This window comes from Streptomyces sp. ML-6 (genome assembly GCF_030116705.1).
In the GTDB taxonomy this organism is placed as follows: Bacteria; Actinomycetota; Actinomycetes; order Streptomycetales; family Streptomycetaceae; genus Streptomyces.
The window spans coordinates 5,657,079-5,668,962 of record NZ_JAOTIK010000001.1 but is presented as its reverse complement, the minus strand read 5'-3'; the positions used below and the strand labels follow the sequence as shown (position 1 = coordinate 5,668,962).

The 11,884-nt window shown below is 71.2% G+C and carries 6 protein-coding genes; 4 read left to right on the top strand and 2 right to left on the bottom strand.

The window, feature by feature from the left end; translation table 11 throughout:
• Positions 1-23 precede the first annotated feature (23 nt).
• Positions 24-527 (bottom strand): DinB family protein, encoded by a 504-nt coding sequence (locus tag OCT49_RS25180; RefSeq protein WP_283854100.1) that lies wholly within the window; start codon positions 525-527, stop codon positions 24-26.
• Positions 528-1,061: 534 nt separating this feature from the next.
• Between OCT49_RS25180 and OCT49_RS25175 the strand changes: the two genes are divergently transcribed.
• Complete coding sequence (locus tag OCT49_RS25175) at positions 1,062-3,092, top strand: M4 family metallopeptidase (RefSeq protein ID WP_283854099.1); 2,031 nt, start codon at positions 1,062-1,064, stop codon at positions 3,090-3,092.
• 181 nt (positions 3,093-3,273) lie between these two features.
• Here the strand turns inward: OCT49_RS25175 and glgP are convergent, their stop codons facing one another.
• Positions 3,274-5,880 (bottom strand): alpha-glucan family phosphorylase, encoded by a 2,607-nt coding sequence (gene glgP, locus OCT49_RS25170; RefSeq protein WP_283854098.1) that lies wholly within the window; start codon positions 5,878-5,880, stop codon positions 3,274-3,276.
• A gap of 544 nt (positions 5,881-6,424) precedes the next feature.
• Here glgP and OCT49_RS25165 point away from each other — a divergent pair.
• From OCT49_RS25165 to OCT49_RS25155, 3 genes are all read left to right on the top strand, one after another.
• The gene (locus OCT49_RS25165; protein ID WP_283854097.1) at positions 6,425-8,479 is read left to right on the top strand and encodes an alpha-1,4-glucan--maltose-1-phosphate maltosyltransferase; all 2,055 of its coding nucleotides are present in this window, start codon (positions 6,425-6,427) and stop codon (positions 8,477-8,479) included.
• Entirely contained in the window at positions 8,476-10,182 is a 1,707-nt protein-coding gene (gene treS, locus OCT49_RS25160) for a maltose alpha-D-glucosyltransferase (RefSeq protein WP_283854096.1), read from the top strand. The genes OCT49_RS25165 and treS overlap by 4 nt, the downstream gene beginning before the upstream one ends.
• A gap of 237 nt (positions 10,183-10,419) precedes the next feature.
• Positions 10,420-11,820, top strand: a complete 1,401-nt coding sequence (locus OCT49_RS25155) for a maltokinase N-terminal cap-like domain-containing protein (RefSeq protein WP_283854095.1) — start codon at positions 10,420-10,422, stop codon at positions 11,818-11,820.
• The last annotated feature ends 64 nt before the right edge of the window (positions 11,821-11,884 follow it).

The window sequence follows — 11,884 nt, the reverse complement described above, 5'->3', positions numbered from 1 at the left end:
GGCCGGGCGCCCGCCGGGGCGGGTCACCGGCCGACGGAGCCGTCGATCTGCTCGCGGAGGATGTCGGCGTGGCCCGCGTGCCGGGCGGTCTCCTCGATCATGTGCACCAGGACCCAGCGCATCGACGGCGGAGGGGTCTCCCGGAGCGAGCGGGCGCCCGGCCGGTCCAGATCGTCGCAGGCGGCGATGATCTCGTTGCACCGTTCGATCGCCCGGCGGTAGGCGGCGAGCAGGCTCTCGGCCGTCTCGTCCTCGGCGGGCGGGGAGTCGTCGCGCCCGAACTCGATGTCGGCACCGGCGTAGGCCCAGGCGAACCAGCCGAGTTCGACCGCGGTCAGATGCTTGATGAGGCCGAGGACGCTGGTGCCCGACGGCACCCCGGCGGTGCGGGCCTCCTCGTCGGAGAGGCCGTACGCCTTGGCGGCGACCGCCTCCCTCAGGTAGTCGAGGAAGGCCGACAGCGTCGTCTTCTCGTCGGCGTCGAGGGTCGGCGGGCGCAGGTCGCTCCGCGGTTCGGCATTCGTCACGCCGCCAACCCTACGCATCACCCGTACCCGTCCCGAGGGCTCCGGCCGGCGCACTTCGCCCGCCTCCGGAGCGCCCCGCACCGGCCGTCGGCCGGGCTTGAAGTCGTCGTCCGCCGCTCCGGACGGTGTACGCGAACGGACGCGGGAACGGCCCTGCCCCGGAGACAACAGGTCCGGACCACACTTCCCGGTTCCGATGGAAAGAAATCAGCCACATTCCTATGTCATCTCGGCCAGCGGGGAACGACCCCCCGCCCACCTTCCGTTCGAACACGAGGGGCTGGATCCCAACCTCGCCCCACTCTTTGAATTCCGCCGGTGACGGACGCCGTACAGCATCCCGGTGATGACTCGTGAAACGTCCGCTTAACGAACATGACCTCTCCGGCAACGAACGAATTCCGGCCAAGTTGTTGACGCGCTCCTGACAGGACCGCCCTCCGGCTGACAACCTTCACCCCGTTCTGCGCACTTCTCGCTCTTCATACGGACGGCTCACCAGCCGCCGTTACCCCCCTCGCAGAAGGAGTCCGCGTGAGATCCACGCCTCGCCGCCGCGCCACCTCGACCGGCGCCCTGATAGCCGCAGCAGCTCTCATCGCCGTCGGCGTCCAGGCCGGTACGGCCACTGCCACCCCCGGCAGCGACAACTCGGCGGTACCGGCGTACGCCGGTGTCGACCAGGGTTCCCTGGCCAAGCAGCTCTCCCCGTCCCAGCGCGCCGAGTTGATCCGCGAGGCCGATGCGACCAAGGCTGCCACGGCCAAGGAGCTCGGTCTCGGCTCCCAGGAGAAGCTCGTCGTCCGGGACGTCATCCAGGACAACGACGGAACCACGCACACGCGTTACGAGCGCACCTTCGCCGGGCTCCCGGTGCTCGGTGGCGACCTGATCGTCAAGGAGTCCAAGGCCGGGGCGACCCAGGCCGTCACCAAGGCCTCCAAGGTGACCAGCGGTCAGCTGAAGGCCGTGGACCTGAAGGCGGACATCGCGCCCGCCAAGGCCGAGCAGCAGGCCCTCGGCCTCGCCAAGGCCGACGGTTCGAAGAAGACCGAGGCCGACCGGGCTCCCCGCAAGGTGGTCTGGATGGCGCAGGGTCAGCCGAAGCTCGCCTTCGAGACCGTCGTCGGCGGCCTCCAGCACGACGGCACGCCCAACGAGCTGCACGTCGTCACGGACGCGGCCACCGGCGAGAAGCTGTACGAGTGGCAGGGTGTCGTCAACGGCACCGGCAACACTCAGTACAACGGCCAGGTCACCCTCGGCACCGCCCCGTCGTACACGCTGACCGACACGGGCCGCGGCAACCACAAGACCTACAACCTGAACCACGGGTCGTCGGGCACCGGGACGCTGTTCACCAACTCCACCGACGTGTGGGGCAACGGCAACCCGTCGAACGCCGAGACGGCCGGCGCGGACGCCCACTACGGCGCGGCCGAGACCTGGGACTACTACAAGAACGTGCACGGCCGCTCCGGCATCCGCGGTGACGGCGTCGGCGCGTACTCCCGCGTCCACTACGGCAACGCCTACGTCAACGCCTTCTGGCAGGACAGCTGCTTCTGCATGACGTACGGCGACGGCGAGGGCAACGTCAAGCCGCTGACCTCGCTCGACGTGGCCGCGCACGAGATGTCGCACGGTGTCACCGCCGCCACCGCCAACCTGATCTACAGCGGTGAGTCCGGCGGTCTCAACGAGGCCACCTCCGACATCTTCGCCGCGGGCGTGGAGTTCTACTCCAACACCGCCGAGGACCCGGGCGACTACCTCGTCGGCGAGAAGATCGACATCAACGGCGACGGCACCCCGCTGCGCTACATGGACAAGCCGAGCAAGGACGGCGCGTCCAAGGACGCGTGGTACTCGGGCATCGGCAACATCGACGTCCACTACTCCTCGGGCCCGGCGAACCACTTCTTCTACCTGCTCTCCGAGGGCAGCGGCGCCAAGGTCATCAACGGGGTCTCCTACGACTCCCCGACCTCGGACGGCCTGCCGGTGACGGGCATCGGCCGCGACAAGGCCGCGCAGATCTGGTTCAAGGCGCTCACCACCAAGTTCACCTCCACCACGAACTACGCGGCGGCCCGCACCGGCACCCTCGCCGTGGCCGGTGAGCTGTACGGCACGACCAGCGCCGAGTACAAGGCCGTCGGAGACGCCTGGGCGGCCATCAACGTCGGCACCCGTGACGGCGGCACCCCCAACCCGGGCGGCAAGGTCTTCGAGAACAAGACCACGGTCGCCATCCCGGACCGCGGCGCGGCCGTCACCAGCTCGGTCAACGTCACCGGTGTCACCGGCAAGGCGCCCAGCACCCTCCAGGTCGGCGTGGACATCACCCACACCTACCGCGGTGACCTGGTCATCGACCTCGTCGCCCCGGACGGCAGCTCGTACCGTCTGAAGAACTCGGGCTTCGACTCCGCGGACGACGTCAAGGAGACCTACACGGTCAACGCCTCGTCCGAGACGGCCAACGGCACCTGGAAGCTCAAGGTCCAGGACGTCTACGCGGGCGACACGGGCCGGATCAACAGCGTCAAGCTGACCTTCTGAGTCCTTCGCACCACCCGAACCGTCCAGCACCCCTCACCGGGTCCTCCCCGGTGACCACTGCCCGGCAGGGAGCTCACACCCCTGCCGGGCAGTTCCACGTCCGGCGCCCAGCACATCAGCACACCCGCGCCGTCCCCCGCCGCCTCAGCACATCAGCACACCCGCGCCGTCCCCCGCCGCCTCAGCGCATCAGCACACCCGCGCCGTCCCCCGCCGTCTGCGCGGGCAGCGCCACCAGGCCGAGTTCCGCGCCGGTCGCCAGCAGCGGATGGGCAGGCAGCACCCGCACCGTGTAGCCGTACGGCCCGGTGCGGTCGAGGGCGAGCGGGCCCTCGTAGAGCCAGCGGCCCTCCAGGTCCTGGCCCCCGGCCGGCTTCAGCGGGAAGGTCCGGGCCTCCGAGATCCCGTCGGCGGCGTCCACCCGGCCGGCCACCGCCTGCACCTCGACGTCGGCCGGCTCCAGCACCCCGAGGGCCGCCCTGACCCGCAGCGTCAGCGACGAACCCAGCTCGGCCGAACCGTCCGCGGCGGTGGGCGCCACCGCCTCCACGTGATCGACGGCGACCCGCGGCCAGGCCGCCCGGACCCGGGCCTTCCAGTCGGCGAGCCGACGCGCCGCGGCGGGGTCCTCCAGCGCCCGCCGGGCGCACGCGGCCGGCGCGTACAGCCGCTCCACGTACTCGCGCACCATCCGGTCCGCCAGCACCTTGGGGCCCAGCGTGTCCAGGGTGCGGCGGACCATCTCGATCCAGCGCCCCGGGAGCCCGGCGCCGTCCCGGTCGTAGAAGCGCGGCGCGATCCGGTCCTCGATCAGCCCGTAGAGGGCCCCCGCCTCCAGGTCGTCGCGGCGGTCCTCGTCCGGGGCCGCCCCGTCGGCCGTCGGGATCGCCCAGCCGAAGTCCGGCTCGAACCACTCGTCCCACCAGCCGTCGAGGACCGAGAGGTTGAGGCAGCCGTTGAGCGCGGCCTTCATGCCGCTGGTGCCGCACGCCTCCAGCGGGCGCAGCGGATTGTTCAGCCAGACGTCGCAGCCCGGGTAGAGCTTCTGCGCCATGGCCATCCCGTAGTCCGGCAGGAACACGATGCGGTGGCGCACCCGGGGGTCGTCGGAGAACCGCACCAGCTCCTGCACCAGCCGCTTCCCGCCGTCGTCGGCGGGGTGGGCCTTGCCCGCGACGACGATCTGGACCGGGCGGGTCGGATGGAGCAGCAGCTCCCGCAGCCGGTCGCGGTCGCGCAGCATCAGCGTCAGCCGCTTGTACGAGGGGACCCGGCGGGCGAAACCGATCGTCAGCACGTCCGGGTCCAGCACGTCGTCGATCCAGCCGAGTTCGGCCGGCTGCGCGCCCCGGCTGCGCCACGAGGCGCGCAGCCGCTCGCGGACCTCGGTGACCAGCCGGGCGCGCAGGGTCCGCCGCAGGTCCCACAGTTCGCGGTCCGGGATGCCGGTGGCCGGGGCGCGGTGTCCGGGCGTGCCGGCGCCGGGAGCGGACAGCCGGAGGATCTCCGGTGCGACCCAGGTGGGGGCGTGGACGCCGTTGGTCACCGAGGTGATGGGGACCTCGGCCGGGTCGAAGCCCGGCCACAGCCCGGCGAACATCTCCCGGCCGACCGCGCCGTGGAGGGTGGAGACGCCGTTGGCCCGCTGGGCGAGCCGCAGCCCCATCACCGCCATGTTGAAGAGTCCGGGCTCGCCGCCCGGGTAGGTCTCCGTGCCCAGTTGCAGGACGCGTTCGACGGCCACGCCCGGCAGTTCGCCGTCGTCGCCGAAGTGCCGGGCGACGAGTTCGCGGTCGAAGCGGTCGATCCCGGCGGGCACCGGGGTGTGGGTGGTGAAGACCGTGCCCGCCCGTACGGACTCCACCGCGGAGTCGAAGTCCAGTCCGGCGCCGGAGAGTTCACGGATGCGTTCGAGCCCGAGGAAGCCGGCATGCCCCTCGTTGGTGTGGAACACCTCGGGCTCCGGGTGTCCGGTGAGGCGGCAGTACGTCCGCACCGCCCGCACGCCGCCGATGCCGAGGAGCATCTCCTGGAGCAGCCGGTGCTCGCTGCCGCCGCCGTAGAGCCGGTCGGTCACCTCGCGTTCGCCCGGTGCGTTCTCCTCCACGTCGGAGTCGAGCATCAGCAGCGGTACGCGTCCCACCAGGGCCTGCCAGATGTGGGCGTGCAGCGACCGGCCGCCGGGCAGGGCCAGCACCACCCGGCTGGGGGTGCCGTCGGCCTCGCGCAGCAGGGTGACCGGGAGTTCGTTGGGGTCGAGCACCGGATAGTGCTCCTGCTGCCACCCGTCGTGCGACAGGCTCTGGCGGAAGTAGCCGTGCCGGTAGAGCAGGCCGATGCCGACGAGGGGGACGCCGAGGTCGCTGGCGGCCTTGAGGTGGTCGCCGGCGAGGATGCCGAGCCCGCCGGAGTACTGGGGCAGGGCCGCGGTGACTCCGAACTCGGGCGAGAAGTAGGCGACGGCGGACGGGAGCCCGGCTCCCCGCCCCAGCTGTTCCTGGTACCACCTGGGGCCCTCCAGGTAGTCGCGGAGGTCCTCGGCCGCCTCCGTCAGCCGGTGCAGGAACTGTTCGTCCCGGGCCAGCTCGGCGAGCCGGCCGGCGGACACGGCACCGAGCATCCGCACGGGGTCGCACTCCGCCGTCCGCCGGGTCTCCGGGTCGACGGCCTGGAAGAGCTCACGGGTCGCGGCGTGCCAGGACCAGCGCAGATTGCGGGCGAGGTCGCTGAGCGGTCGAAGGGGGTCGGGGAGGACGGGGCGCACGGTGAAACGACGGATGGCCTTCACATGTCCCACCTTTACAGGGCACATGCGGATACCGGCGGACGCACCACGGTGTGCGGCGCTCCGTCACCCCCGGCGGCGGGGGCGGCCGGGCGGCTTTGCCGCGCCCGGGGCGCGCCCGGCGCATTCAGGTCGTCACACATACGCCCGAGCCGTTCACGAATCACCGGATCGGCCCATCGGGAACGGTGGGAAAGCTGCGCGGGAACGCCTCCCGGGCGCGCCCCGGGCACCCGGTGAACACTTCCCGAATACCGCCCGAATGCAGCACGAATGCGGTGGGGGCACGGCGGGGCCCGGCGGAAACGCTTCGGGAATGCGGCGCGGCCGGGATTCCGGTGTCCGTCGGGTTCGCCTCCATGGAGCACATTCACTTCCCCTTCTTTCGAGTGCCGTTCGGGTGAATGCGGGCAGGGGCGGCCCCGCCCACGCACCATCAGCCGTCCACGGAGCGGTTAGAAAGGACGGAAACCATCGGTCGCGGTGCGCGCATTCCGCCCTCCGCCACTGTGTCGCGCCCCGTTCGGTCCGAGCCCCAGGTGATTCCATGATCGGTCGCATTCCCGTCCTCGACGTCGGCCCTCTCGTCGATTGCGGCAGAAGGCCCGCCAAGGCCGTTGTCGGTGAGACCTTCCAGGTCACCGCGACCGTCTTCCGCGAGGGCCATGACGCCGTCGCCGCCAATGCGGTGCTGCTGGACCCGAACGGGCGGCCGGGGCCGTGGACGCCGATGCGCGAGCTGGCGCCCGGCACGGACCGCTGGGGCGCCGACGTCACCCCCGGGTCCGAGGGCCGCTGGACGTACGCGGTCGAGGCCTGGAGCGATCCGGTCACCACCTGGCGGCAGCTGGCCGGGGTCAAGATCCCGGCGGGGATCGACACCGCGCTCGTCCTCGCGGAGGGCGCCGAGCTGTACGAGCGGGCCGCCTCCGGCGTGCCCAAGCGGAACGGGCGCGAGGCGGTGCTGGCCGCCGTCGACGCGCTGCGCGACACCTCCCGTCCGGCCGCCGCCCGGCTGGCCGCGGCGCTCGCCCCCGAGGCACGGGCCGCGCTCGACCGCCATCCGCTGCGCGAACTGGTCAGCACCTCGCCCCCGCTCCCGCTGCTGGTCGAGCGCAGGCGGGCCCTGTTCGGCTCCTGGTACGAGCTGTTCCCCCGCTCGGAGGGCGCCAGGATCGAACCGGCCCCGGCGACGGAGACGGCCACGGCGACGAAGAGCGGGACTGAAACGGACGGGACCGGAGCGCCGCGGGAGCGGATCGTCAGCGGCACCTTCCGCACCGCCGCCGAACGGCTGCCCGCGATCGCCGCGATGGGCTTCGACGTGGTGTACCTCCCGCCCGTCCACCCCATCGGCACCACCCACCGCAAGGGCCCCAACAACTCGCTCTCGGCCGCCCCCCACGACGTGGGCGTGCCGTGGGCCATCGGCTCGGCCGAGGGCGGCCACGACGCCGTCCACCCCGATCTGGGCACGCTCGACGACTTCGACCATTTCGTCGCGACCGCCCGCCGGCTGCGCATGGAGATCGCACTCGATTTCGCGCTGCAGTGTTCTCCCGATCACCCCTGGGTGGAGAAACACCCGGAGTGGTTCCACCATCGCGCGGACGGCTCGATCGCCCATGCCGAGAACCCTCCGAAGAAATACCAGGACATCTACCCGATCGCCTTCGACAAGGACCTGGGCGGACTGGTCGAGGAGACCGTGCGCATCCTCCGTTTCTGGATGGGTCACGGAATCCGGGTCTTCCGCGTCGACAATCCGCACACCAAGCCGGTGGTCTTCTGGGAGAAGGTCATCGCCGAAATCAACGGGGCCGACCCGGACGTGATCTTCCTGGCCGAGGCGTTCACCCGCCCCGCGATGATGAAGACGCTCGCCGCCGTCGGATTCCAGCAGTCGTACACGTATTTCACCTGGCGCACCACCAAGCAGGAAATCACCGATTACGTCACGGAGTTGGCAAAGGACACCGCCGCCTTCATGCGGCCCAACTTCTTCGTGAACACCCCGGACATCCTGCCGGGCCATCTCCAGGACGGGGGCCGTCCGGCCTTCGAGGCGCGCGCCGTCCTCGCGGCGACGCTCTCCCCGTCCTGGGGGATGTACGCGGGCTACGAGCTGTGCGAGAACACCCCGCTGCGGCCCGGCGGCGAGGAGTACCTGGACTCGGAGAAGTACCAGATCCGCATCAGGGACTGGGAGTCGGCGGAGCGCGAGGGCCGTTCGCTGGCCCCGCTGATCACCTCGCTCAACCGCATCAGGCGCCGCAACCCGGCGTTGCAGCAGCTGCGCGACGTGCACTTCCACGCCACCGACAACGACGCTTTGATCGCGTACAGCAAGCGTTCGGGGTCGAACACCGTTCTGGTGGTCGTCAACCTCGACCCGCACCACACCCACGAGGCCACGGTCTCGTTGGACATGCCGCGACTCGGCCTCGACCGGCACGAGCGCGTGCCGGTGCGCGACGAGCTCACCGGCGACACCTATCACTGGGGCAGGACCTTCTACGTGCGTCTGGAGCCCGGAGTCACGCCCGCGCACGTCGTCGTCCTGCGACCGTCCCCGCCGACCGGAGGGTCACCCACACCATGATCGTCAATGAGCCCGTCCCCGACACGTTCGAGGACACCCCGGCCAAGGACCGCGATCCCGACTGGTTCAAGCGCGCCGTTTTCTACGAGGTTCTCGTCCGGTCCTTCCAGGACTCCAACGGCGACGGCATCGGCGACCTCAAGGGCATCACCGCCAAGCTGGACTATCTGCAGTGGCTGGGCGTCGACTGCCTCTGGCTGCCTCCGTTCTTCAAGTCTCCGCTGCGCGACGGCGGTTACGACGTCTCCGACTACACGGCCGTGCTGCCGGAGTTCGGCGACCTGGCCGACTTCGTCGAGTTCGTCGATGCCGCGCACCAGCGCGGGATGCGCGTGATCATCGACTTCGTCATGAACCACACCAGCGACCAGCACGAGTGGTTCCAGCAGTCCCGCACCGACCCGGACGGCCCGTACGGCGACTACTACGTCTGGGCCGACGACGACAAGCAGTTCCCGGACGCCCGGATCATCTTCGTGGACACGGAGACGTCCAACTGGACCTTCGACCCGGTGCGCAAGCAGTACTACTGGCACCGGTTCTTCTCCCACCAGCCCGACCTCAACTACGAGAACCCCGCGGTGCAGGAGGAGATCCTCGCCGCGCTGCGCTTCTGGCTGGACCTCGGCATCGACGGCTTCCGGGTGGACGCCGTGCCGTACCTGTACCAGCGGGAGGGCACCAACTGCGAGAACCTCCCGGAGACGCACGCCTTCCTCAAGCGGGTCCGCAAGGAGATCGACGCGCACTACCCGGACACCGTGCTGCTGGCCGAGGCCAACCAGTGGCCGGAGGACGTCGTCGACTACTTCGGCGACTTCCGTTCCGGGGGCGACGAGTGCCACATGGCGTTCCACTTCCCCGTGATGCCGCGGATCTTCATGGCCGTGCGGCGCGAGAGCCGGTACCCGGTCTCCGAGATCCTGGCGAAGACGCCGGAGATCCCGCAGAACTGTCAGTGGGGCATCTTCCTGCGCAACCACGACGAGCTCACCCTCGAAATGGTCACGGACGAAGAGCGCGACTACATGTACGCGGAGTACGCCAAGGACCCGCGGATGCGGGCCAACATCGGCATCCGGCGCCGGCTCGCCCCCCTGCTGGACAACGACCGCAACCAGATCGAGCTGTTCACCGCGCTGCTGCTGTCGCTGCCGGGTTCCCCGATCCTCTACTACGGGGACGAGATCGGGATGGGCGACAACATCTGGCTGGGCGACCGCGACGCCGTGCGCACCCCGATGCAGTGGACGCCCGACCGCAACGCCGGTTTCTCCTCCAGCGATCCGGGGCGGCTCTACCTCCCCACGATCATGGACCCGGTCTACGGCTACCAGGTCACCAACGTCGAGGCGTCGATGGCGTCGCCGTCGTCGCTGCTGCACTGGACGCGGCGGATGATCGAGATCCGCAAGCAGAACCCCGCCTTCGGTCTCGGTTCGTACAACGAACTGCCGTCCTCGAACCCGGCCGTGCTCGCCTTCACCCGTGAGCACGGGGACGACCTGGTGCTGTGCGTGCACAACTTCTCGCGGTTCGCGCAGCCGACGGAGCTCGATCTGCGGTCGTTCGACGGGCGGCATCCGGTGGAGCTGATCGGTGGGGTGCGCTTCCCCGCCGTCGGGCAGCTGCCCTATCTGCTGACGCTCGCGGGACACGGCTTCTACTGGTTCCGGCTGCGCAAGGACGCGCCGCCGAGCTGAGCCGGCACCACGTCGCGCCGCCGCGACCGCGGGGCGGTTCCCGCCGCCCCGCACCGGGCGCTCCCCGTGCCGGAGCCCCCGCCGGACCCTGCCGGGCCCCGTCCGCCGCTTCGCTCCCCGGGTCGGGTCCGTACGGACCATCCTGACCCGACACGTCCCGCGCAGCCGGACAGCAAATGCCGCAATCCGGGACACTCTCCGCATTCCATGGGGTGCCCGGGGAAAGGACGCGACGCCATGTCGGAGGCTGTATCCACCCGGGTCGCCCCGGCCCACAGCACGGACCTCCTCCCGTCACTCGCCCCCCTGCTGCACGAATGGCTGCCCCGGCAGCGCTGGTTCGCGGGCAAGGGGCGGCCGGTCACCGGCTTCTCGCTGGTGTCGGCGACCGAGATACTGCCGGTGGACACCGGCCCGGTCGCCGACGGGACCGGTACCGGGCTGCTCCACCTGCTGATCCGGGCCCATCAGCCGACCATGCCCGCGCAGTCGCCGGACGACTGCTACCAACTGCTGCTCGGGGTGCGGTCGGTGCTGCCGGCCCGGCTGGCGCCCGCGCTCGTCGGGCACGTGCGGACCGGCCCGCTCGCCGGCCGCACCGTGTACGAGGGACTGCGCGACCCGCTGCTGGCCGAACTCCTGCTGGAACGGTTCCGTACCCCCGGCACCCTCGGCGCCCTGCGCTTCGAGCGGGGCGGCTCCCCCATCGCCGCCGGGCTGACGCCGCGGGTCCTGGACACCGAGCAGTCCAACACCTCGCTCGTCTACGGCGACGCCTTCATCCTCAAAATCTTCCGCCGGGTCTTCCCCGGCACCAACCCCGACCTGGAGCTGCCGCTCGCGCTCGCCCGCCAGGGCTGCGGCCGGGTGCCCGCCCCCGTCGCCTGGTTCGAGACCGCGAGCCCCGAACCGCTCACCCTCGGCGTGCTCCAGCCGTTCCTCAGCGGCGCGCAGGACGGCTGGCAGCTCGCCCTGCGGGCCCTCGCCGAGGGCCGGGACTTCACCGACGAGGCCCACGCCCTGGGCCGGGCCACCGCCGAGGTGCACACCGCGCTCGCCGCCGCCCTGCCGACGCCCGCCCTGCACCGGTCCCAGAGCGAGCACCTGGCCACCGCGATGGTGCGGCGCCTGGAGGCCGCGGCCCAGTCGGTACCGGCGCTCGTGCCGTACGTCCCCGGGCTGCGCGGCGCCTTCGACGCGGTGGCGGCGTCGGGGCACCGGGGGCGCGACCGGGCGGTCCAGCGGGTGCACGGCGACCTCCACCTCGGCCAGACCCTGTGCGCCGCCGACGGCTTCTGGTCGCTGATCGACTTCGAGGGCGAACCGGCCAGGCCGCTGCCCGAGCGCCGCCGGCCCCAGCTCCCGGTCCGCGACGTCGCCGGCATGCTCCGCTCCTTCGACTACGCGGCCCGCTCGCACCGCCCGTGGAACGACGAGTGGGCGGCCCGCTGCCGGACCGCCTACTGCGAGGGCTACGCCGGGGCCTCGGGCACCGACCCGCGCGGCGAACCGGAACTGCTGCGCGCCCACGAGACCGACAAGGCGGTGTACGAGGTGCTGTACGAGGCGCACCACCGGCCCGACTGGCTGCCGGTCCCGATGGCCGCGATCCACCGGCTGGCCCTCGGCGCCGACTGAGCACCCGGCACCCCCTCTTCCTTCCGTTCCGCACCGACCCCACCCATCGAGCCGCACCCCCGAG